This is a genomic window from Klebsiella sp. CN_Kp097 (genome assembly GCF_040064495.1).
Lineage (GTDB): Bacteria > Pseudomonadota > Gammaproteobacteria > Enterobacterales > Enterobacteriaceae > Klebsiella > Klebsiella aerogenes.
Window position 1 is genome coordinate 35814 of record NZ_JBEAIL010000028.1, and the last position, 21276, is coordinate 57089.

The following is a 21276-nucleotide window of genomic DNA, read 5'->3' on the forward strand; positions in this document are numbered from 1 at the left end:
ATGATCGTATCGAGTCTGCAGGCGTGGCCTGCGCAACAGGCCGCGTTTCATCCGGCGATCCGCCAGGCGCTGGCGTTTATCGCCAGCCAGGATTTCCAGCGCTTCGCGCCGGGGAAAATCGACCTGATCCCCGGGAAACTTTTCTGCCTGCTGCAGGAGATGGAGAGCGTGCCTTTCGCGCAGGCACGGCCGGAGTCGCACAAGCAGTTTATTGATATTCAGTATCTGATTTCCGGCGAGGAGCGGATGGGTGTCAGCCGCGCAGAAAGCGGCTGTCATCGCGTTACCGAGGATCGGACGCCGCAGCAGGACATCCTGTTCTGGCACGTCGAAGATGAGGAGATGCAGATAACCCTGAAGCCCGGCATGTTCGCCATTTTCTTTCCCGAGGACATCCATCGGCCCTGCTGCCATCCGCGCGATGGCGAGCAGCAACATATCCGTAAAGCGGTGATGAAAATCGATCGCGCCTTGCTGGAGGAGGGTTTATGAGTTCGCTAAATCAAACGGCGGCTGAAGCGATTGCGGCGCCGAAACTCTCGCGTCGACGTTGGGGCATTATTTTAATCCTGCTGCTGGCCGCGGTGGTCAATTACCTCGATCGCGCCAACCTGAGTATCGCGAACACCACCATCGCCAGGGAGTTTGGCTTCTCTGGTACTGAAATGGGGCTGCTATTGTCAGCGTTTCTCTGGCCCTATGCGCTGGCGAATTTGCCCGCCGGCTGGCTGGTAGACCGTTTCGGCGCGAAGAAAATGTTCAGCGGCGCGCTGGGATTGTGGTCAGCGGTAACGTTCTTAATGGGTTTCGTGAATACCTATAGCTTCTTCTATGGTTTGCGCATGCTGCTGGGCGTGGCGGAGTCACCGTTCTTCACTTCCGGTATCAAGATCACCCAGAGCTGGTTCTCGGAGAAAGAGCGCGGGCTGCCGACATCGATTATCAATACCGGTTCGCAAATCGCCAATGCGATAGCGCCGCCGGTGCTGACTATTTTGCTGTTATGGATCGGCTGGCGCGGCATGTTCATGGTTGTCGGCCTGCTCGGACTGCCATTGTTGCTGGCGTGGCTTAAATTTTATCGCGACCCGGACGCGCGCGAGGCGATGCTGATAAACACCGGCAAAGTCATGCGTCCCGAAGGTGAGCAGCCGAAGGTCAGCTGGGGCGAACTGTTTTGCCGGAAAACCACGTGGTTCATGATTGCCGGTAACTTCTGCATCATGTTTACCATTTGGGTTTATCTGACATGGCTGCCGGGATATCTGGAAACCTCGCTGGGCTTTAGCCTCAAGCAGACAGGTTTTATCGCCTCGATTCCTTTCTTTGCCGGTATTATCGGTGTGCTGTGTGGCGGGATGCTTTCTGACAGACTGGTGCGTAAAGGGATGAACGCCGTTACCGCGCGTAAAGTGCCGATTGTGGCGGGCGCCGCGCTGGCGGCCTGCTTCGTGATGCCGATTCCGTTTGTTGATAATAGCGGCGTTGCGATCGCCCTGCTGACGCTGGGCTACTTCTGTTCACAAATGCCTTCCGGCGTGATCTGGACGTTAGCGACCGATATGGCGCCGAAAGAACAGGTCGCCTCATTGGGTGCTATCCAGAACTTTGGCGGCTTTCTCGGCGCGGCGCTGGCGCCGATTATCACCGGCATTATTCTTGATGCTACCGGGCACTTTACCAACGTATTTATTCTCGGTGGGATACTGCTGTTTATGGGCGCCTGCTGCTACGGTTTCTTTGTGCGCAAAAATGCCTAATCCCTCTGGTAGCAAAAACGCCTGATTGCTCAGGCGTTTTCTTTATTACGCAAGGTAAAACACGTCACTCAGTTCAGCGCTCAACGGGCTGTTATCCGGATTCGTCGGCATCACCTCGCGCATATAGCGCCACCAGCGTTGGCAGACCTCGGTTTCCGCCACCGCATTCCAGCGGGCTTCCGATTCAATTTCCACCGTGGCGAATAGCAGATGGCGCTGTTTGTCGAGATAGATTGCATAGTGGTGCGCGCCATGCGCTTTCAGCGTCGCTTCCAGTTCCGGCCAGATGGGATTATGACGGCGCCGATACTCCTCGTGGGCGTCGGGATTGACCTGCATCACGAAGGCTTTGCGGATCATAACGCCTCCAGGTACAGCTCGCGTACCTCGTCGCGGCTGGCGCTGCGCGGGTTACAGGGCGCGCAGGGGTCGGCCAGCGCTTTATCCAGCCAGCCTTCGATATCAGCCTTACTCACGCCAAGCTGACTAAAACCTTCAGGAATACCGACTCGTTTGCTCAACGCGCGAATCGCGTTAATCGCCGCCATGCTGGCGGTTTCATCGCTCATGCCGCGCGTATCGACGCCCATCGCCTGGGCGATGCGGGCAAAACGCGCCACCGCGTTCGGGCGGTTAAAGTTTTCGATAATCGGTAGCAGGATGGCATTACAAACGCCGTGCGGCAAATTGTGGGTTGCGCCCGGCTGATGCGCCAGCGCGTGTACCAGACCAAGACCTGCGCTGTTGAACGCCATCCCTGCCAGATACTGGCCGTATGCCATCTGCTCGCGGGCCTGCAGATTGTGCCCGTCATCGACGGCCAGCGGCAGCCACTGGTGAATTAAGCGAATCGCTTCCAGCGCGTTGGCGTCGGTCAGCGGATGGGCGCCAACTGAGACAAACGCCTCGATAGCGTGGGTTAACGCATCCATACCGGTCGCGGCGGTAACCGACGGCGGAATATCCAGCATGACGCTGGCATCGTCGACGGCAATATCCGGGATGATGTTCGGGTCGATGATGACCTCTTTCACCTGACGTTCGCTATCGATAATCACCGCGTTGCTGGTCATTTCGGCGGCGGTTCCGGCGGTGGTGTTAATGGCCACCAGCGGCACGCCGGCATTTTTCACTTTGCCCACGCCGGAATAGGCCGTCGACGGCGCCGGGTTAGCGCTGAGGATTTTCACCGCCTTAGCGGTATCGATCGGGCTGCCGCCGCCGAAGGCGATAATATAGTCACACTTCGCCGCACGGAATGCGGCGATACCTTGCTGAACCAGCGCTTCGGTTGGGTTCGGAAAGACGTTATCGAACAGATGATAAGACAGTTGATGTGCTTCCAGCGCCTGGAAAAGGCTATCGAGCAGGCCCATTTCCACCAGATGACCGTCGGTGACAATCAGCGCTTTTCCCCATTGCTTGTCCGCCACCAGGTTCACCATATCGCCGATCGCGCCCGCGCCATGCAGGCTGATTTTCGGCAGTGCCAACATAAAGCTCATGATTATTCTCCTTAAAGGGCGCTCGCTTTCTTAGAGTGCCAGCGCGCTGGCCAGCGGCGTGACGCCAAAGCGTTGGCCTAACGCGATCAACTCTTCGCGGCTTATCGTCTGTTTCATGCCGCCCATCGAATAGACTTTCACCAATACCTCAGCGGACTTCTCGGCGGTATCGATCAGGCCGAAAGTTTCATCCAGCGTCGGGCCGCTGCCGAAGACGCCGTGGAATGGCCACAGCACCAGAGAATGTTTCTGCATTTCGCCGGCGGTCGCCTGGCCAATCTCGTCGGTACCCGGCACCATCCACGGCAGAATGCCAACGCCGTCCGGGAACACCACCAGGCATTCGGTGCTGCCTTCCCATAGCTTGCGGGTGAACAGATCGCTGTTGTTCTCCAGCACGTAGGTCAGGGCGATCAGGTTGGTGGCATGGCAGTGCATGATCACGCGATCTTTGCCGCCGGTGGCTTTGATGCGCTCGCAGTGCGACAGGAAATGCGCCGGTAGTTCCGACGTCGGCACGGCTTCTTCCGTCAGCCCCCACAGGATGAAGTAGCCCGCGCCGTCGTTGTCCACTTTCACCACCCCGAGATTGGCGGCGGGATCGAGCTGCACGTTACGGAAGAATTTACCGGAACCGGTGACGATAAACGGTTGATTAGCCAGTTCCGGCATCGGCTGGCTTAAGGCGATATAGCGCGGCTGGGGGTGAAAATCGGCTTTGAATGGCGCGATATCCGCTTCATCCAGGCGCAGCGTCAGATTGCCGCCGTTACGTTCGTCCCAGCCTTTAAGCCAGGCGTCGGAGGTGGCTTTGATCATGCCCTGAACGAACCATGAATTGATAATGTTGTGCATAGTCTTGTCTTTCCTGTTGATTCGCAATAGGTGTGATTCCCCGAATAAGCCCCATATGGCGCAATCCGGGGAAGTCAGGCATTAGCCGCGCTGGCTCAGCACGTCTTTTTCATAGGTCCGCACGTTTTCCAGCCACTGGCTGCCTGCCGGCGTATCGTGACGCTGGCAGTACATTTCCCAGATGGCCTGCCACGGCAGCGATTTCTGCTCTTCGAGCAGCGCCAGGCGGGCGGTGTAATCACCGTCGTTTTCCAGCTGGCGCAGCAGCGCCGTCGGCTCCAGCAGCGCGCGCAGCAGGGCTTTTTTCATGTTGCGGGTACCGATAACCCACGCCGCGATGCGGTTGATGGAGGCATCAAAGAAGTCGAGGCCGATATGCACGCGGTCGAACAGGTTGTGGCGGATAATTTCGCTGGCGATGGCCTGGGTTTCGTCATCCAGCAGCACCACGTGATCGCTGTCCCAGCGTACCGGGCGGCTGACGTGCAGCAGCAGGCGCGGGATATAGAGCATGGCGGCGGAGATTTTGTCGGAGATGACTTCCGTCGGATGGAAGTGGCCGGCATCCAGGCACAACGCGGTTTGACGGCTGGCGGCGTAGCCCATGTAGAATTCATTGGAGCCAACGGTATAGCTTTCGGCGCCGATACCGAACAGTTTGCTCTCAACGGCGTCGATATGGTGCGCCGGATCGAGTTTTTCACTGATGACCTCATCCAGCGCGTTCAGCAGCCGCTGGCGCGGGGCGAAGCGGTCGATGGTAATATCTTTCATGCCGTCCGGCACCCAAATATTCATTACCGATGGCGTCCCAAGCTGCTCGCCGAAATAAGCGGATATGCGGCGGCTGGCTTTGCAGTGATCGATCCAGAACTGACGAATCTCCGGATTGGCGTGCGACAGCGTAAAGCCGTCGGCGCTTAGCGGATGTGAGAAGCAGGAAGGGTTAAAATCGAGCCCCAACTGGTGGCGTTTGGCCCATTCCACCCAGTGCTTAAAGTGTTCCGGCTTGATTTCGTTACGCGCAACCGGCGTGGCGGACTCAAGATAAATCGCGTGCAGATTAAGGCGCTTCGGCCCCGGTATCAGGCTTAGCGCCTGTTCGAGATCGGCGCGTAGCTCCTGGGCATTACGCGCTTTGCCGGGATAGTTGCCGGTGGCCTGAATGCCGCCGGTTAAGCTGCCTTCCGGGTTTTCAAAGCCCGCCACGTCATCGCCCTGCCAGCAGTGCATTGATACCGGCAGGCGGTCCAGCTGACGCAGAGCTTCTTCGGCATCAACGCCGATGGCGGCATAGCGCTGCTTAGCAATTTCCCAGGCTTGTTCAAGTTGAGTGGTCATGCGCAAAGCTCCTTTGTAGGTTGTGGCTGAAATTGCGCGACGAAGCGGGCAATTTCGCTATCTGAATGTGGGGTGAACGTGGTGAGCGACGCGTTGTCGCCTACCACCTGACGGAATTCATCGACGTTGTGCAGTTCATCCAGCGTCATCAGCTGGATGCCGATATTGCCAAGCGTGGAGGCTTCAATGGGGCCGGCCACTACCGGCAGGCCGCAGGCATCGGCGCACAGCTGGTTAAGCAGCGCGTTCTGGCAGCCGCCGCCGACGATATGCAGCTGGCTGAAAGGGTGGCCGCGGAGTGCCGCCAGTTCGTCCAATACCCGGGCATACAGCAGCGCCAGGCTGTCAAAAATGCAGCGCGCCAGTTCGGCGGGAGTGACCGGGATCGGCTGGGCGGACTCCGCGCAGGCGGCCTGAATTTCGGCGCTCATATTGGCCGGGTTGATAAAGCGATCGTTATTGCAATCAATCAAATAACGACAGGCCGGTAGCTGCGATGTGTCGACAATCAGCGCCTGCAGATCGCTAATGTTCTGCTCCTGCAGTACCCGCTGCAGCAGCCACAGGCCCATGATGTTTTTCAGTACCCGATAACGCCCCTCGGCGCCGCCTTCATTGGTGATATTCGCCTTCAGCGCCTGCTGGCTGGTGTAAGGCGTTTTACTTTCAAAGCCCATCAGCGACCAGGTGCCCGATGAGAGATAGGCGGCATTTTTGTCCGCCAGCGGCGAGGCGATCACGGCGCTGGCAGTATCGTGGCTGGCGACGGCGACCACCGGGATGCGGTTACCCTGCGGGCAGATCCAGTGGCCGATAACATTGCCCGGATGCGTCGGCGTACCGAACCAGTCCGGCTGCGCGCCGCTCCAGCGGATCAGCTCGTCATCCCAGTTATCGCTATTGATATTGACCAGTTGCGTGGTGGTGGCGTTGGTGTATTCCCAGTTCATCGCGCCGGTCAGGCGGTAGCTGAAGTAGTCTGGGATCAGCAGCGCATGGGCGACCTGTTCCGCCAGCGCCGGCTGCTGGCTGACCAGCGCCCGCAATTGATAAAGGGTGTTAAACGGCAGAAACTGGATGCCGCTGCGGCAGTAAATATTGGCGCGGCCAAGTTGTTCGATTGCCTGCGCCATCAGGCCGTGAGTGCGGCTATCGCGGTAAGAAACCGGCAGGCCGACGCGCTGGCCGCGCTTATCCAGCAAGACGAAATCAACGCCCCAGGTGTCGATACCGATGCTGTCGATCAGGATCCCCTGTTCGCATACTTTCACCAGCCCACAACGAATTTCCGCTTCCAGGCTATCGATATCCCAGCAATCGTAGCCATCGACTTTCTGCAGGCGGTTAGTGAAACGATGAACCTCGCGCAGCGTCAGCGATCGCGTCGCGGTTGCATAATTCGCGAGCATGACCCGACCGCTGGAAGCGCCTAAATCAACGGCGACACAATGACGAATACTCATGGCACGACCCTTCTTAAAATCATTACAGGCAGTCTAAAAAAGGCGTCTCTGCGTCACCTTCTCGCTACTGACAGCGAAAGCGGGCGGCTGGCAACACAGCAAAGGTGACCGTGAGAAGCGTCACAGTTTCGTTTTATGGGCGGCGCGAGGCGGGGTGTGATGCTGGCCGCAGTTCCGGATATTTCCGGCTGGTTCTTGAAAAAACGGCAGGCTTTACGCGGTTTGCGGTCAAAAATTGAAGGCCGGATTGCCGGCCCTTAATTACTATTTGCGACGACGGTTGATAATTTTTCTCATTCGTGGAGGCTGCTATGACCGTGTTGCACAGTACGGATTTCTTTAAGGCCGGCGTCTCGGCGGTGGCGATTGAACCGCGGCTTCCTCAAGCGGCTTTCCCTGAGCATCACCATGATTTTCATGAGATTGTTATCGTCGAGCAGGGTACGGGCATTCACGTTTTCAACGGCCAGCCCTATACCATCAGCGGCGGTTCGGTCTGCTTTATTCGCGATCACGATCGTCATCTTTACGAACACACCAATAACCTGTGTCTGACCAACGTGCTCTACCGCGCGCCGGATGCTTTTCGTTTTCTGACTGGCGTGAACCAGCTGCTGCCGCAGGAGCAGGACGGTAACTATCTTTCACACTGGCGGGTCAATCAGACGGTGCTGCAGCAGGTGCGGCAAATCGTCGGCCAGATGGAAAAGATCGGCCCTGGCGTCGAGCCGCATACCATCGCCAGCCGTGAAATCCTTTTTATGCAGCTACTGGTGCTACTGCACAGCAACAGCCTGGCGGAAGGCGCCGGCAACCACGAGGCGCGGCTGAATCAGCTGATGGCCTGGCTGGAAGACCATTTTGCCGAAGAGATATGCTGGGAGGAGGTAGCGGCGCAGTTTTCGCTCTCTTTACGCACCCTGCATCGCCAGTTAAAGCTGCAAACCGGGCTGACGCCCCAGCGCTACCTCAACCGGGTGCGCCTGATGAAAGCGCGGCACCTGCTGCGCCACAGCGATGATAGCGTGACAGAAATCGCTTATCGCTGCGGTTTTGGCGACAGTAACCATTTTTCGACGCTATTTCGCCGTGAATTCGACTGGTCGCCGCGCGATATTCGCCAGGGGCGCGACGCTATTCTTCAGTAACGCGAGAAGAGTCAACGTATTGCCTCACCAAAATGCGAATAATGGTTGGTTTCCGCGTCGGGAGTGAGAGTTGTGGTAGGTCAGCTGGTGCTTCGCAAAGATGAGTTTTTTGCCTCCCCCTCGCAGGCGGTGGCGGTGGCTGACCGCTACCCGCAAAACGTCTTTGCCGAGCATACCCATGAATTTTGCGAGCTGGTGCTGGTGTGGCGCGGCAACGGTCTGCATATCCTCAACGATCGCCCGTGGCGGATTACCCGCGGCGATCTCTTTTATATTCGCGCGGAAGATAAACACTCTTATGCGTCGGTCAACGACCTGGTGCTGCAGAATATTATTTATTGCCCGGATCGGCTGCGGCTCAATTTTGACTGGGCGGCGCATATTCCGGGATTATTCGGCACGCCGTGGCAGCCGCACTGGCGGATCGGCAGCAGCGGCATGGCGCAGGTCAGGCAGGTGATTAACCAGCTGGAGCACGAAAGCGCGCGGCAGGATGCGCAGGCGGATAGCATGGCGGAGCTGCTGTTCGCCCAACTGGTGTTGACGCTCCAGCGCTATCGCTACGCCACTGATAACCTGGCGGCGACGCAAAGCGAAACACAGCTCGATAAACTGCTAACGGCGCTGGCCGGAAGTCTGAATCGCCCCTTTAATCTGGATAGCTTCTGTCTGCATGAAGGCTGCAGCGAACGCGCGCTACGCCAGCAGTTTCGCCAGCAAACGGGGATGACGATAACCCACTATTTGCGCCAGCTGCGGATCTGCCATGCGCAGTATTTACTGCAGCATACCGAGCGGCTAATCGGCGAGATCGCCATGCAGTGCGGGTTTGAGGACAGTAACTATTTTTCGGTGGTGTTTAATCGGGAAATTGGCATGACGCCGGGACAGTGGCGGCAGCGCAGTCGCGCCGCCGCGTAAGGGGAAATCAGTTAGCCATTCCCAGGCCGACGATATTCGCGGCGATGATAATCACCACGCAGCCGAGGCTGAGCACGCTGACCGGGCGGCGTCCGGCGTTGTTCCACTCTTTCAGCACCAGCCCAACCAGCCCGCCACACAGTACGTAGAAGCTCATATGCAGCATCCAGCTCATGTAGTCATACTGCGCCGGGATACTGGCGTGGCCCCAGGCATAGAAGAAGAACTGCAGATACCACATTAGCCCGCCCAATGCGGAAAGCAGAATGTTGCTGATGATAAGCGGTTTTGCCAGTGAGAAGTCGGCTTTTAGCGACAAATCCTTCACTTTGGCGAGGCGAATAAAACAGAAGCCGAGGTTAACCAGCGCGCCGCCGCCCATGATCACCACGTAGCTTGGCAGCGCGGTATACAGCGGGTCGACGCCCAGCGCCGCGGCGGCTTCATGCATTGGTTTAGCGGCGTTCATCGCAAATGACATGCCGGCGGAGAAAATACCGCACATTACCGCCAGCATCAGCCCTTTTTTCAGGTTGAACTCTTCCGCTTTGATGCCCATTTTGCGCTCTTTAAGCTGGCCGGCGCGGGTGACGATACCCACGCCAATCACCGCCACCAGCACGCCGAGCAGGGTCATTTGTCCACCTTTGGTGTGAATCAACACATCAAAGTGGCCGTTGAGGATCGGCGTCATTAAGGTACCGACGATAAGCGTAATGCCGATAGCGATACCGATACCCATCGACATCCCCAGATAGCGCATGGTCAGGCCATAGTTGATGTTACCGATGCCCCACATCGCGCCGAACAAAAACACCGGCAACAGCGTGGAAGCGCTAAATGAGCGATAGTAGGCCCAGAAATCGGGCAGCAGCATGGCGCTTATCGCCCACGGCAGAATCAGCCAGGAAACAATCCCGCCGATCGACCACATGGTTTCCCACGACCAGTGTTTCACCTTCTTGAAAGGGGCATAAAAACAGGCGGCACTGGCGGCGCCGATTAAATGCCAAAAAATTCCCATCGTAATCGCATGATTCATTGCCTTTACCCTCATCTGTGTTGGGTTGGATAGACTCTCTCCGATGCGATGAGTGTAAAAATTGCGCAGTTTTTACGCCTTTGAGCTGTTGCCACCTCAGACGAAACTCTGGCAATCAGGGGCTTAATGGGTTGTTTTGGCTCACAAACCGGCGTGTATCTATTTTGGGTATAACCTTAGTAAAACTACGGCATTGATAATCATTTTCAATATCATTTAATTAACTATAATGAACCGACTGCTTACGCGGCGTTAACACCCTCTGCCGCCCGATAATAATGGAGATGATTATGAGTTATACACTGCCATCCCTGCCGTACGCTTACGATGCTCTGGAACCGCATTTCGACAAGCAGACGATGGAGATCCATCATACTAAGCATCACCAGACCTACGTTAACAACGCTAACGCAGCGCTGGAAAGCCTGCCGGAATTCGCTAACCTGTCCGCGGAAGAGCTGATTACTAAGCTTGATCAACTGCCGGCTGACAAAAAAACCGTACTGCGTAACAACGCGGGCGGCCACGCTAACCACAGCCTGTTCTGGAAAGGCCTGAAAACCGGCACCACCCTGCAGGGCGACCTGAAAGCCGCTATCGAGCGTGATTTCGGTTCTGTGGACAACTTCAAAGCTGAATTCGAAAAAGCGGCAGCAACCCGCTTTGGTTCCGGCTGGGCGTGGCTGGTGCTGAAAGGCGACAAACTGGCCGTCGTTTCTACCGCTAACCAGGACTCCCCGCTGATGGGCGAAGCCATTTCCGGCGCTTCCGGCTTCCCGATTATCGGCCTGGATGTGTGGGAACACGCTTACTACCTGAAATTCCAGAACCGCCGTCCGGACTACATCAAAGCCTTCTGGGACGTGGTTAACTGGGACGAAGCAGCAGCGCGTTTTGCCGCCAAAAAATAAGGTTGCATTGTGCTAAGAGAGAAGCGAGTCTGATGACTCGCTTTTTTTATATCCGTAGCAAGGAGAGCAGCAATGCATTATCCGGTGAATGTCTTTGTCGGCAAAATCAGGGACTACGACGGTAGCCGCCCCAGTGCAATTAGCAAAATCCAGGTCGATGGCGAATTACAGCTCGGCGATCTCGGGCTGGAAGGGGACGAGCAGGCGGAAAAGAAAATTCACGGCGGGCCGGATCGCGCGCTGTGCCACTATCCCCGCGAGCATTACCTCGACTGGATCCGCGAATTCCCGCAGCAGGCCGATCTGTTCTGCGCCCCCGCATTCGGCGAAAACCTTTCTACTGAAGGGCTAACGGAAAAAAACGTCTATATCGGCGATATCTTTCGTTGGGGCGAGGCGCTGATTCAGGTCACTCAACCGCGCTCTCCCTGCTTCAAACTGAATTACCATTTCGGTATTAGCGATATGGCGCAACTGATGCAAAACAGCGGCAAGGTTGGCTGGCTCTACCGCATTATCGCCGGCGGCCGGGTTTCCAGCGATGCGCCGCTGGAGCTGGTATCGCGTCTGAGCGACGTGAGCGTGCATGAGGCTGGTGCGATTGCCTGGCATATGCCGTTTGATGACGACCAGTATCACCGTCTGCTATCGGCGGCGGGCCTGTCGGTAAGCTGGAGCAGAACCATGCAGAAACGGCGTTTAAGCGGGCAGATCGAGGATAATTCGCGCAGATTATGGGGGAAATAATTCCCCCATATTGAACGTTGTAACCAGTAGCCCGGCTCAGCGTAGCGCAAGACGGGACAGGGTTAAGTACGCTTATACAGCGGCAGCCAGATTGTTAAACGCAGCCCACCCAGCGGGCTATCGTCGGCTTTAACCCAGCCGCGATGTTGCTGAATCGCCGTTTCGACAATCGCCAGCCCCAGACCGGTGCCGCCGGACTCGCGATCGCGAGCCTCGTCGGTACGATAGAACGGACGGAAAATCTGTTCGCGATCCTCCGGGCTGACGCCCGGGCCGTCATCATCGACGTTGACCGTGATTCCGTCTTTATCCACCGAGAAACTGACGGAAATTTTCGTGTGCGAGTAGCGCAGCGCGTTGCGCACGATATTTTCCAGCGCGCTTTCCAGCGCATTAGGGTTACCGTACAGCGGCCAGGGGCCCGGCGGATACTCAACGGTGAAGGATTTCCCCATCTGTTCGGCTTCAAATGCCGCGTTGTCCAGCACTTCGCCCCACAGCTGATTCGCTTTCACCGTCTCGCTGACCAGCGCGTTTTTCGCCTGATTACGCGACATCACCAGCAGGTCGTTAATCATGCTATCCAGCCGGTGCGCTTCGGTTTCGATACGCTCCAGCTCTTTGCTTTCACCGCTGCGGCGGCGCAGCAACGCAGTGCCTAACTGCAGACGGGTTAACGGCGTGCGTAGCTCGTGCGAGATATCCGACAGCAGCCGCTGCTGGCTGGTCATCATTCGCTCAAGCGCGGTCACCATCTGGTTGAAGCTGGCCCCGGCGGCCAGAAACTCCTGCGGACCGGCTTCCAGTTCAGGATGCTGCCGCAGGTTACCCTGGGCAACTTCGTCGGCGGCGTTTTTCAGCTTGCGCGCCGGTTTCGCCAGACTCCACGCCAGCCAGAGCAGCAGCGGGGCGCTGACCAGCATCGTCACGATAAGCAGTAATAGCGGACGGTCAAACAGCAGGTTGATGAAGTCGGATTGTGAAGTGCTGGCAGGGCGGATGAGATAAAGTTGATAATTATCTTCACCATCCCTGACGGAAAACGGGCCGACCATCTCCAGGCGTCCGTAACGCTTCTTCTGCGGATGATCGGCATTATCGGCCTGGCCGATAAAGTTACGAATGATCTGCATTTCGTTGCGTTCTGCGCCGATCACGCGGCCTTCGCTGGTGACCAGCAACAGTCGCTGCCCCGGCGGCGCCCACTTATCGATGGCGCGAAACAGGCGTCGCCACCACATCAGGTCATTAGGCGGGTCGTTCGCCAGTTCGGCCTCGACGTGCTGCTCAATCATGATGCCCTGACGTTGCTCGCTTTCCAGCAGCTCGGTCATCTGGCGCGAGTCCAGCTTGGGCAACATCAGTACCAGCATCAACACCAGCGCCAGCGTGAGCCAGAAGATAGCGAAGATGCGTGCGGTTAAACTTCCAATCATGAAGCAGAAACCATCAGATAGCCGCGTCCGCGCAATGTTTTAAACCACGGATGGCCGTCTTTGCGCTCCGGCAGCTTACGCCGCAGGTTGGAAATATGCATATCGATAGCGCGGTCGAACGGCGTCAGCCGCTTGCCCAGCACTTCCTGGCTTAAGTGTTCACGTGACACCACCTGACCCAGATGCTGCGCCAGCAGATACAGCAGGGTGAACTCGGTGCCGGTCAGCTCCAGCGTTTGCCCATCAAAATTGGCTTCCTGACGACCCGGATTGAGGCTTAACGCATCCACTTCCAGGGTCGGAGAACCGGATTCGGTGGTCTGCTGCTGCTCGCTCCAGTGGGAACGACGCAGAATCGCGCGTATACGGGCCACCAGCTCGCGATCGTTAAACGGCTTAGGCAAATAGTCATCCGCCCCGAGTTCGAGGCCGAGAACGCGATCCAGCTCGCTTCCGCGCGCCGTTAGCATGATAACCGGGGTCTGGTGTGTCTGACGTAATTCTTTAAGCGTGTCGATACCGTTTTTCTTCGGCATCATCACATCAAGCAAAAGGAGATCAATGCTGTCGTCAAGAAGCGCCAGCGCCTGTTCACCGTCATGGGCAACGAGCACATTAAAACCTTCCATATCGAGCAGCTCTTTTAACAGGGAGGTGAGCTCCCGGTCATCATCAACTAACAGGATTTTATTCATTGTTTAAATACCTCCGAGGCAGAAATTACGTCATCAAGGCTCGCTAATCCATGACTTTACGTTGTTTTACACCCCCTGACGCATGTTTGCAGCCTGAATCGTAAACTGTCTCTCGTTGAATCGCGACACAAACGTTTTGGGAGTATGTGATGCGCAATGTTATCGCTGCCGTCATGGCCTCAACGCTGGCGCTAAGTGCTACTAGCCAAGCCGCTGAAGTCGTTACCGGCGTTAACTGGCTCCACGGTGAAGAGGGAGCCCAGCGCAGCGGCCAGAGCCATATGTTTGACGGCATAAGTCTAACCGAACAGCAACGACAGCAGTTACGGGATCTTATGCAACGGGCGCGCCATGACCGGCTCCCTGTTAATGTTAGCGAACTGGAGACAATGCATAGCCTTGTCACCGCAGATAAATTTGATGAAAGCGCTGTGCGCGCTCAGGCAGAAAAGATGGCGCAGGAACAGGTTGCCCGCCAGGTAGAAATGGCGAAAGTCCGCAACCAGATGTACCACCTGCTAACTCCTGAGCAGCAAGCGGTTTTAAATGCTAAGCACCAGCAGCGTATGGATCAGTTGCGTGAGGTTGCAAGGATGCAGAAAGGCTCAGCCATGATGCTTTCCAGTAGTAGCAGTACCGTGCAACCCAAGTAACAAACCCTGTTTTCCTTGCCATAGACACCATCCCTGTCTTCCCCCACATGATGTGGGGGTTTTTTTTGTCTTTTTTTCGCCTCAGCCGCCGCATGCCCGTTCATCTTCCGGGTAAAAGTTCAGGTTATACTAAGCGCATCGCCGGAAAAGGAGCGTTTATGAATCAATCTTATGGGCGGCTGGTGAGTCGCGGGGCTATTGCCGCGACGGCGATGGCCTCCGTGTTACTTTTGATCAAAATTTTTGCGTGGTGGTATACCGGTTCGGTGAGTATTCTGGCGGCGCTGGTGGATTCGCTGGTGGATATTGCCGCCTCGCTGACCAACCTGCTGGTGGTGCGTTACTCGCTACAACCTGCTGATGAAGAACATACTTTTGGCCATGGGAAAGCGGAATCGCTGGCGGCGCTGGCGCAGAGCATGTTTATTTCTGGTTCGGCGTTGTTTCTGTTCCTGACCGGGATCCAGCATCTGATTCGCCCTGAACCGATGCAGGCGGCGGGCGTCGGGATGGTGGTGACGCTGATCGCCTTGATAAGCACCCTGATGCTGGTGACCTTTCAGCGCTGGGTGGTCAGAAAAACCCAGAGCCAGGCCGTGCGTGCGGATATGCTTCATTATCAGTCTGATGTTATGATGAACGGCGCTATTCTTATCGCCCTCGGCCTCTCCTGGTACGGCTGGCACCGCGCCGATGCGCTGTTTGCATTAGGGATTGGCATCTATATTTTATATAGCGCGCTGCGTATGGGTTACGACGCGGTGCAATCGTTATTAGACCGTGCGCTTCCGGATGAGGAACGTCAGGAAATCATCAGTATCGTGAACAGCTGGCCCGGCGTCAGCGGCGCGCACGATCTACGAACGCGGCAGTCAGGGCCGACTCGCTTTATTCAAATACATTTGGAAATGGAAGATAACCTCCCGCTGGTACAGGCGCATGTGATCGCCGACCAGGTGGAGCAGGCTATTTTGCGCCGTTTCCCGGGATCGGATGTCATCATCCATCAGGATCCCTGTTCTGTAGTGCCGCCGGCGCGGCAGGGCGTTTTTTGAGCTTTCGGTTATAGTCTGTAAACTCGATGTAAAAATGTGGGGCGGGTAGGCATTTTTTGTATAAATTACCGCCATTTGGTCTGACCTGAATCAATTCAGCCAGAAGCGTTTGATATACTATTGCAATTATCGTCGTGCACTCCTGGTATGGGAGCGCTTCAGGCAACAGGATTATTTTTTGCTTCCTAAGTTCAGAGGTAGTCATGATTAAGAAAATCGGTGTGTTGACAAGTGGCGGTGATGCGCCGGGCATGAACGCAGCAATTCGCGGCGTTGTGCGCGCGGCATTAACGGAAGGTCTGGAAGTTTTTGGAATCTATGACGGTTACCTCGGCCTGTATGAAGATCGCATGGTTCAGCTTGACCGTTACAGCGTGTCCGACATGATCAACCGTGGCGGTACCTTCCTCGGCTCCGCTCGTTTCCCGGAATTCCGCGAAGAGCATATTCGCGCTGTCGCCATTGAAAATATGAAAAAGCGCGGCCTGGACGCGCTGGTTGTTATCGGCGGCGACGGTTCCTATATGGGGGCGATGCGTCTGACCGAGATGGGTTTCCCTTGCATCGGCCTGCCGGGCACCATCGATAACGACATCAAAGGTACTGACTACACTATCGGTTTCTTTACCGCGCTGAGCACCGTTGTTGAAGCGATTGACCGCCTGCGTGACACCTCCTCTTCGCACCAGCGTATCTCTGTGGTGGAAGTAATGGGCCGCTATTGCGGCGATCTGACTCTGGCGGCGGCGATTGCCGGCGGCTGTGAGTTCATCATGGTGCCGGAAGTAGAATATACCCGTGACGATCTGGTGGCTGAAATCAAAGCCGGCATCGCGAAAGGTAAGAAACACGCGATCGTGGCCATCACCGAGCACATGTGCGACGTTGACGAACTGGCTAGCTTCATTGAGAAAGAAACGGGCCGTGAAACTCGTGCGACCGTGCTGGGTCACATTCAGCGCGGCGGCTCTCCGGTTCCTTACGACCGTATTCTGGCTTCCCGTATGGGCGCATATGCCATCGAACTGCTGCTGCAGGGCTTTGGCGGCCGCTGTGTTGGTATCCAGAACGAGAAGCTGGTTCACCACGACATCATTGATGCTATCGAAAATATGAAGCGTCCGTTCAAGTCTGACTGGATGGATTGCGCGAAGAAACTGTACTAAGTTTCGCGGCATAACAAAAAGGCCTTCTCAGTGAGAAGGCCTTTTTTATTAGGGCGTTATCGAGCGCGTTATTCGATATCCAGCGCATCCTCGGAAAGGATGATACCGGTATTGTCGGCATACAGATGATCGCCGGAGAAGAAGGTAACGCCGCCGAAATTGACGCGCACGTCGCTTTCGCCGATACCTTCCCCTGCAGCGGCCACAGGAATGGCGGCTAACGCCTGGATACCGATATCTAAATCTTCCAGGTCGTCAACCTGGCGCACCGCGCCATAGACCACCAGCCCTTCCCATTCGTTCTGTACCGCCAGACGCGCCAGGTCGGCGTCAATTAACGCGCGTCGCACGGAACCGCCGCCGTCGATAAGGAGAATATGACCACGGCCATTCTGCTCGAGCAGATCGTAGAGCAACCCGTTATCCTCGAAACATTTTACCGTAATGATCTGTCCACCAAACGACGACCGCCCTCCAAAGTTGGAAAACAGCGGTTCCACGACATTGACATCTTCCTGGTAGATGTCGCAAAGCTCGGAAGTATCGTATTTCATAGGCTTAACGTTCAGTTGCTGCGAGAATTTTTAGTATATCCCGTGAACTGCATTGTTTGCAAAATCATCAATTGTTAATTGATATTTGTCAGTTATGCCGCCAGCTTGCTGCCGATAATCCCGATGACAAACAGCAGGTTGGTTAATAATGCCGCTTTGACCGTGCGTTCCAGCATCGGGCGCATCGCCACCGGTTCGCGTTCACGCATGACAAAACGCGCCTGTTTTACCAGCAGCGGAATGGCGAGAATAAACAGCCAGCCCCATAGACTGTGTAGCGCCAGAAGGTTAAACAGCGCCAGGCACAGCGGAGCGCCAAGCAGCAGGACGCTGTGATAACGGCGAGCGTTCACCGGCCCCAGACGAACCGCCAGCGTGTTTTTACCGTTCAGGCGGTCGCTATCGATATCGCGCAGGTTATTGATATTCAGCACTGCGGCGGCCAGCAGGCCACAGGCGGTAGCGGGCAGGAAAATAACCGCCTCGATGCTGTGCGCCTGCAGATACCAACTGCCGACGACGCTCAGCCAGCCGAAGAAAACCAGCACCGAGATATCGCCAAGGCCAATATAGCCGTAAGGACGCGTGCCAACGGTATAGGTGATAGCGGCGATAATCGACAACCCGCCGAGTACCATAAAGCCGATGAAGTCCGCCATTGTCTGCCAGGCGGAGAACAGCAGCGCCAGGCCGGACAGGCAAATCAGCGCTACCGTTACAATCAGCGCGCGTTTCATCTGCGACTGGGTGATGGCGCCTTTTTGCATTCCGCGCAGCGGCCCGATACGGTCAGGTTTATCGCTGCCTTTGACGGCGTCGCCATAATCATTGGCGAGATTAGATAAAATTTGCAGCAAACCGGCGGTAATAAGCGCCAGCAGCGCGACCAGCGGATCGAAGCGGCCTTGCTGCCACGCCAACGCGGTGCCGACGATGATAGCGGAGAAAGCCAGGGGTAATGTTTTTGGACGCAGGCTTTCAAGCCAGGCCTTAGTGCGTGTTATCGGTTGTTCAGTCATTTCTTTCAGCCAAAAAAATGGGGCTATCATAGCCCCACCGTGTGTGATGAAAATGCATTGAACCGGATTATAGGATAAAACGGCTCAGATCTTCATCTGCCACCAGAACATCCAGGTGTTTACCGACATAATCGCCGTCGATGGTCACCGTCTGGCCGTTCATTTCGCTGGCATCATAAGAGATGTCTTCGATTAGACGTTCCAGCACCGTGTGCAGGCGACGCGCGCCGATGTTTTCGGTGGTTTCGTTAACCTGCCATGCCGCCTGAGCGATACGCTTGATACCATCTTCAGTGAATTCGATATTCACGCCTTCGGTCGCCATCAGCGCTTTGTACTGCACGGTGATGGAGGCATTCGGCTCGGTCAGAATACGTTCGAAATCATGGGTAGTCAGCGCTTTCAGCTCAACGCGGATCGGCAGACGGCCCTGCAGTTCCGGGATCAAATCTGATGGGCTGGCGACCTGGAACGCGCCGGAGGCGATAAACAGAATGTGATCGGTTTTCACCATCCCGTGTTTAGTGGAGACGGTGCAGCCTTCCACCAGCGGCAGCAGGTCGCGCTGAACGCCTTCACGAGACACATCCGGGCCGGAGGCGTTGCCGCCGCGCTTACAGATTTTGTCGATTTCGTCGATGAACACGATACCGTGCTGTTCAACGGCGTCGATAGCTTCTTGCTTCAGCTCTTCCGGGTTAACCAGCTTCGCCGCTTCTTCTTCGATAAGCAGCTTCATCGCGTCTTTGATTTTCAGCTTACGCGGTTTCTGTTTCTGGCCGCCCAGGTTCTGGAACATGGACTGCAGCTGGCTGGTCATCTCTTCCATGCCCGGAGGGGACATGATTTCAACGCCCATCGGCGCCGCGGCGAGATCGATTTCGATCTCTTTGTCGTCAAGCTGGCCTTCGCGCAGTTTCTTGCGGAATGCCTGGCGCGCAGCGGAAGGTTCCTGCGGCTGTTCAGCCTGGCCCCAGTTATTTTTCGCCGGCGGGATCAGCACGTCGAGGATACGCTCTTCGGCCATTTCTTCGGCGCGATAGCGGTTTTTATCGATGGACTGCATGCGTACCATTTTGATCGCAGCGTCGGTCAGATCGCGGATGATAGAGTCCACTTCTTTACCAACATAGCCCACTTCGGTGAACTTGGTCGCTTCAACTTTGATGAACGGTGCGTTGGCCAGCTTCGCCAGGCGACGGGCGATTTCGGTTTTACCGACGCCGGTCGGGCCTATCATCAGAATGTTTTTCGGCGTGACTTCATGACGCAGCTCTTCATTAAGCTGCATACGGCGCCAGCGGTTTCGCAGGGCGATAGCAACAGAACGCTTGGCCGCGTCCTGGCCGATAATATGTTTGTCCAGTTCGCTGACAATTTCGCGTGGGGTCATTTCAGACATGGGAGATCCTTACGCTTTAGAAGGTAATTCTTCGATGGTGTGGAAGTGGTTGGTATAGATGCAGATATCCCCTGCAATATCCAACGCTTTCTCGGCGATGTCGCGAGCGCCCATTTCGGTGTTTTCCAGCAGCGCGCGAGCGGCGGCCTGGGCATATGGCCCGCCGGAGCCAATCGCAATCAAATCGTTTTCTGGCTGAACCACGTCGCCGTTACCGGTGATGATAAGCGACGCGTTTTCGTCAGCGACGGCGAGCAGCGCTTCCAGTTTGCGCAGCATGCGGTCGGTACGCCAGTCTTTCGCCAGCTCAACGGCGGCTTTCACCAGATGGCCCTGATGCATCTCCAGCTTACGCTCGAACAGTTCGAACAGGGTGAAGGCGTCAGCGGTACCGCCAGCGAAACCAGCGATCACTTTGTCGTTGTACAGACGACGCACTTTCTTCACGTTGCCTTTCATCACGGTGTTGCCCAGCGTGGCCTGGCCATCACCGGCGATAACGACATGGCCATTACGGCGAACACTAACTATTGTTGTCACGAGCAGACCCCTTGGTTGCAAAAGCGGAATAGGGGCCCCGCGGGTTACGCGGGGCAGAATGCAATTATAGATGGGGGGGATTTTTGGGGTTTCAACCCCTGGCGGCGAGACGAATGCAGTTTGCGTGTCCGGCCATCTTGAGACGGTTGATCATATCGTTGGCGTTCTCTTTGCCTTTCAGCGGCCCAATCACTACCCGGTTCCAGCCGTTGTTGGTGGTGATATGCGAAGCAAAGCCCTCAAAGGCCAACTGAGCGCGCACGGTTTCGGCCTGCTCGGCGCCTTTAAAGGAACCACACTGAACCATCCAGCTGCGATCGTCTTTCTTCTCGGCGGCCGCGGCTTTCGGCGCTTCTTCTACGCGGGCGACCGGCGCGGCGGCCTGGGTTTTCGGCTGCGCAGTGGTGTTATGCGCCGGCGTCTGCAGCAGATCCTGGTACGGCTGCTGGTTGGACGCTGTTTGCTTCGGCTGCTGTTGCTGCACCGGCTTCGGCTGCTGGACGCGCGGCTGTTGCTGCGCGGTCTGCTGCTGCGTCTGCGCCCACTGCTGCTGTTGTGCCTGCTGCTGTTGCTGCGCCAGACGTTGACGTTGCAGCGTCTGCTGACGTTGCGCCGGCGTTTGTTCGTTCCACGGCACTTCAGTCAGCTGCGTAGGCTGCTGACGCATATCCGCCTGCATTTGCGCCAATAGTTGGCGCTGCTCGTCGGTAAGCTGCTCGGGTTTCATCACTTCGCCGCCGGCGGTTGGCTCAGTCGGCGCGCGAACGCCCGGCTGGCGGCTTTCCAGCTCTTTAATATAGCGCCAGCGCTCTTCCGGTTTCGGCGGGAGACCGTTGCCTGCCGCCTGACGGTTCTGCAGCGCTTCCGCTTCTTCTTTCTTGTGATGGGTAATGAAATACAGACCACCGATAAAGGCCACCAGCACGGCCGCTGCGATCGCAACCATAGTCGGTGAAATCGCCGGAAGGCTGCTCTGCTTTTTCCTTGAGCTTCGGGGGCTGCTCTTTTTGCGCCGCGAAGGAGCCGGTTGGCTGCGGCGTACATAATCTCGTTGTGCCACTAT

22 protein-coding genes are annotated in these 21276 nt (G+C 56.4%); 9 read left to right on the top strand and 13 right to left on the bottom strand.

Annotated elements, in window-relative coordinates; all coding sequences use genetic code 11:
- Entirely contained in the window at window positions 1-492 is a 492-nt protein-coding gene (locus tag ABLV07_RS21435) for a YhcH/YjgK/YiaL family protein (protein WP_020077575.1), read from the top strand.
- Window positions 489-1760, top strand: coding sequence for an MFS transporter (locus ABLV07_RS21440; protein ID WP_213192850.1), 1272 nt, complete (start codon window positions 489-491; stop codon window positions 1758-1760). The genes ABLV07_RS21435 and ABLV07_RS21440 overlap by 4 nt, the downstream gene beginning before the upstream one ends.
- 45 nt (window positions 1761-1805) lie before the next feature.
- On the opposite strand, the gene rhaM is transcribed toward ABLV07_RS21440, so the two are convergent.
- The 5 genes from rhaM to rhaB form a co-directional block, all read right to left on the bottom strand.
- The gene (gene rhaM / locus ABLV07_RS21445) at window positions 1806-2120 is read right to left on the bottom strand and encodes an L-rhamnose mutarotase (protein WP_045389360.1); all 315 of its coding nucleotides are present in this window, start codon (window positions 2118-2120) and stop codon (window positions 1806-1808) included.
- Window positions 2117-3265: a lactaldehyde reductase gene (fucO, locus tag ABLV07_RS21450; RefSeq protein ID WP_047740185.1), complete on the bottom strand. Its 1149-nt coding sequence runs from the start codon at window positions 3263-3265 to the stop codon at window positions 2117-2119. The genes rhaM and fucO overlap by 4 nt, the downstream gene beginning before the upstream one ends.
- Window positions 3266-3295: 30 nt before the next feature.
- On the bottom strand, window positions 3296-4120 hold the full coding sequence (gene rhaD / locus ABLV07_RS21455) for a rhamnulose-1-phosphate aldolase (protein WP_015368947.1): 825 nt from the start codon (window positions 4118-4120) through the stop codon (window positions 3296-3298).
- Between the two features lie 81 nt (window positions 4121-4201).
- Window positions 4202-5461 (bottom strand): L-rhamnose isomerase, encoded by a 1260-nt coding sequence (rhaA, locus tag ABLV07_RS21460; RefSeq protein WP_262854170.1) that lies wholly within the window; start codon window positions 5459-5461, stop codon window positions 4202-4204.
- A complete protein-coding gene (gene rhaB / locus ABLV07_RS21465; RefSeq protein ID WP_015368945.1) occupies window positions 5458-6924 on the bottom strand; it encodes a rhamnulokinase in 1467 nt (488 codons plus the stop codon). Before rhaB ends, rhaA begins: the two co-directional genes overlap by 4 nt.
- Window positions 6925-7235: 311 nt before the next feature.
- Between rhaB and rhaS the strand changes: the two genes are divergently transcribed.
- Window positions 7236-8072, top strand: a complete 837-nt coding sequence (gene rhaS / locus ABLV07_RS21470; RefSeq protein WP_015368943.1) for an HTH-type transcriptional activator RhaS — start codon at window positions 7236-7238, stop codon at window positions 8070-8072.
- Between the two features lie 72 nt (window positions 8073-8144).
- Window positions 8145-8993 (top strand): HTH-type transcriptional activator RhaR, encoded by an 849-nt coding sequence (gene rhaR, locus ABLV07_RS21475; protein ID WP_015368942.1) that lies wholly within the window; start codon window positions 8145-8147, stop codon window positions 8991-8993.
- Window positions 8994-9000: 7 nt separating this feature from the next.
- Here the strand turns inward: rhaR and rhaT are convergent, their stop codons facing one another.
- Entirely contained in the window at window positions 9001-10035 is a 1035-nt protein-coding gene (gene rhaT / locus ABLV07_RS21480) for an L-rhamnose/proton symporter RhaT (protein ID WP_032706783.1), read from the bottom strand.
- A 290-nt stretch (window positions 10036-10325) separates the two neighbouring features.
- Here rhaT and sodA point away from each other — a divergent pair, with 290 nt between their 5' ends.
- Window positions 10326-10946 carry a superoxide dismutase [Mn] gene (gene sodA / locus ABLV07_RS21485; RefSeq protein WP_015368940.1) on the top strand — a complete coding sequence of 207 codons (621 nt, stop codon included), beginning with the start codon at window positions 10326-10328 and terminating at the stop codon, window positions 10944-10946.
- A gap of 72 nt (window positions 10947-11018) precedes the next feature.
- Window positions 11019-11693, top strand: coding sequence for a 6-hydroxyaminopurine reductase (gene yiiM, locus ABLV07_RS21490; protein ID WP_032715404.1), 675 nt, complete (start codon window positions 11019-11021; stop codon window positions 11691-11693).
- A gap of 62 nt (window positions 11694-11755) precedes the next feature.
- Here the strand turns inward: yiiM and cpxA are convergent, their stop codons facing one another.
- Both cpxA and cpxR read right to left on the bottom strand, forming a co-directional pair.
- Window positions 11756-13129: an envelope stress sensor histidine kinase CpxA gene (cpxA, locus tag ABLV07_RS21495; protein WP_015368938.1), complete on the bottom strand. Its 1374-nt coding sequence runs from the start codon at window positions 13127-13129 to the stop codon at window positions 11756-11758.
- On the bottom strand, window positions 13126-13824 hold the full coding sequence (gene cpxR / locus ABLV07_RS21500) for an envelope stress response regulator transcription factor CpxR (protein ID WP_015368937.1): 699 nt from the start codon (window positions 13822-13824) through the stop codon (window positions 13126-13128). Before cpxR ends, cpxA begins: the two co-directional genes overlap by 4 nt.
- A gap of 149 nt (window positions 13825-13973) precedes the next feature.
- On the opposite strand from cpxR, the gene cpxP reads away from it, so the two are divergent.
- The 3 genes from cpxP to pfkA all read left to right on the top strand — a co-directional run bounded on the left by cpxP (window position 13974) and on the right by pfkA (window position 16698).
- Window positions 13974-14477 carry a cell-envelope stress modulator CpxP gene (cpxP, locus tag ABLV07_RS21505; RefSeq protein WP_015368936.1) on the top strand — a complete coding sequence of 168 codons (504 nt, stop codon included), beginning with the start codon at window positions 13974-13976 and terminating at the stop codon, window positions 14475-14477.
- A gap of 158 nt (window positions 14478-14635) precedes the next feature.
- A complete protein-coding gene (gene fieF / locus ABLV07_RS21510; protein ID WP_213200389.1) occupies window positions 14636-15532 on the top strand; it encodes a CDF family cation-efflux transporter FieF in 897 nt (298 codons plus the stop codon).
- Between the two features lie 203 nt (window positions 15533-15735).
- Window positions 15736-16698 carry a 6-phosphofructokinase gene (gene pfkA / locus ABLV07_RS21515; protein ID WP_015368934.1) on the top strand — a complete coding sequence of 321 codons (963 nt, stop codon included), beginning with the start codon at window positions 15736-15738 and terminating at the stop codon, window positions 16696-16698.
- A gap of 68 nt (window positions 16699-16766) precedes the next feature.
- On the opposite strand, the gene rraA is transcribed toward pfkA, so the two are convergent.
- The 5 genes from rraA to ftsN all read right to left on the bottom strand — a co-directional run bounded on the left by rraA (window position 16767) and on the right by ftsN (window position 21273).
- Window positions 16767-17252 (bottom strand): ribonuclease E activity regulator RraA, encoded by a 486-nt coding sequence (gene rraA / locus ABLV07_RS21520; protein ID WP_015703948.1) that lies wholly within the window; start codon window positions 17250-17252, stop codon window positions 16767-16769.
- A gap of 92 nt (window positions 17253-17344) precedes the next feature.
- On the bottom strand, window positions 17345-18271 hold the full coding sequence (gene menA, locus ABLV07_RS21525) for a 1,4-dihydroxy-2-naphthoate polyprenyltransferase (protein ID WP_032715618.1): 927 nt from the start codon (window positions 18269-18271) through the stop codon (window positions 17345-17347).
- Between the two features lie 67 nt (window positions 18272-18338).
- Window positions 18339-19673: an HslU--HslV peptidase ATPase subunit gene (gene hslU, locus ABLV07_RS21530; RefSeq protein WP_015368931.1), complete on the bottom strand. Its 1335-nt coding sequence runs from the start codon at window positions 19671-19673 to the stop codon at window positions 18339-18341.
- 9 nt (window positions 19674-19682) lie between these two features.
- Window positions 19683-20213 carry an ATP-dependent protease subunit HslV gene (hslV, locus tag ABLV07_RS21535; RefSeq protein WP_015368930.1) on the bottom strand — a complete coding sequence of 177 codons (531 nt, stop codon included), beginning with the start codon at window positions 20211-20213 and terminating at the stop codon, window positions 19683-19685.
- 91 nt (window positions 20214-20304) lie between these two features.
- On the bottom strand, window positions 20305-21273 hold the full coding sequence (gene ftsN, locus ABLV07_RS21540; protein WP_071596034.1) for a cell division protein FtsN: 969 nt from the start codon (window positions 21271-21273) through the stop codon (window positions 20305-20307).
- Between the last annotated feature and the right edge of the window lie 3 nt (window positions 21274-21276).

What these genes read in the sequence shown, in the direction of transcription:
- rhaB (WP_015368945.1), bottom strand. Translation starts at nt 6,924, where the DNA reads ATGAGTATTCGTCATTGTGTCGCCGTTGATTTAGGCGCTTCCAGCGGT.
- cpxA (WP_015368938.1), bottom strand. Translation starts at nt 13,129, where the DNA reads ATGATTGGAAGTTTAACCGCACGCATCTTCGCTATCTTCTGGCTCACG.
- rhaA (WP_262854170.1), bottom strand. Translation starts at nt 5,461, where the DNA reads ATGACCACTCAACTTGAACAAGCCTGGGAAATTGCTAAGCAGCGCTAT.
- rhaT (WP_032706783.1), bottom strand. Translation starts at nt 10,035, where the DNA reads ATGAATCATGCGATTACGATGGGAATTTTTTGGCATTTAATCGGCGCC.
- ABLV07_RS21435 (WP_020077575.1), top strand. Translation starts at nt 1, where the DNA reads ATGATCGTATCGAGTCTGCAGGCGTGGCCTGCGCAACAGGCCGCGTTT.
- yiiM (WP_032715404.1), top strand. Translation starts at nt 11,019, where the DNA reads ATGCATTATCCGGTGAATGTCTTTGTCGGCAAAATCAGGGACTACGAC.
- menA (WP_032715618.1), bottom strand. Translation starts at nt 18,271, where the DNA reads ATGACTGAACAACCGATAACACGCACTAAGGCCTGGCTTGAAAGCCTG.
- rraA (WP_015703948.1), bottom strand. Translation starts at nt 17,252, where the DNA reads ATGAAATACGATACTTCCGAGCTTTGCGACATCTACCAGGAAGATGTC.
- rhaM (WP_045389360.1), bottom strand. Translation starts at nt 2,120, where the DNA reads ATGATCCGCAAAGCCTTCGTGATGCAGGTCAATCCCGACGCCCACGAG.
- hslU (WP_015368931.1), bottom strand. Translation starts at nt 19,673, where the DNA reads ATGTCTGAAATGACCCCACGCGAAATTGTCAGCGAACTGGACAAACAT.
- rhaS (WP_015368943.1), top strand. Translation starts at nt 7,236, where the DNA reads ATGACCGTGTTGCACAGTACGGATTTCTTTAAGGCCGGCGTCTCGGCG.
- fucO (WP_047740185.1), bottom strand. Translation starts at nt 3,265, where the DNA reads ATGAGCTTTATGTTGGCACTGCCGAAAATCAGCCTGCATGGCGCGGGC.
- fieF (WP_213200389.1), top strand. Translation starts at nt 14,636, where the DNA reads ATGAATCAATCTTATGGGCGGCTGGTGAGTCGCGGGGCTATTGCCGCG.
- pfkA (WP_015368934.1), top strand. Translation starts at nt 15,736, where the DNA reads ATGATTAAGAAAATCGGTGTGTTGACAAGTGGCGGTGATGCGCCGGGC.
- rhaD (WP_015368947.1), bottom strand. Translation starts at nt 4,120, where the DNA reads ATGCACAACATTATCAATTCATGGTTCGTTCAGGGCATGATCAAAGCC.
- cpxP (WP_015368936.1), top strand. Translation starts at nt 13,974, where the DNA reads ATGCGCAATGTTATCGCTGCCGTCATGGCCTCAACGCTGGCGCTAAGT.
- sodA (WP_015368940.1), top strand. Translation starts at nt 10,326, where the DNA reads ATGAGTTATACACTGCCATCCCTGCCGTACGCTTACGATGCTCTGGAA.
- ABLV07_RS21440 (WP_213192850.1), top strand. Translation starts at nt 489, where the DNA reads ATGAGTTCGCTAAATCAAACGGCGGCTGAAGCGATTGCGGCGCCGAAA.
- cpxR (WP_015368937.1), bottom strand. Translation starts at nt 13,824, where the DNA reads ATGAATAAAATCCTGTTAGTTGATGATGACCGGGAGCTCACCTCCCTG.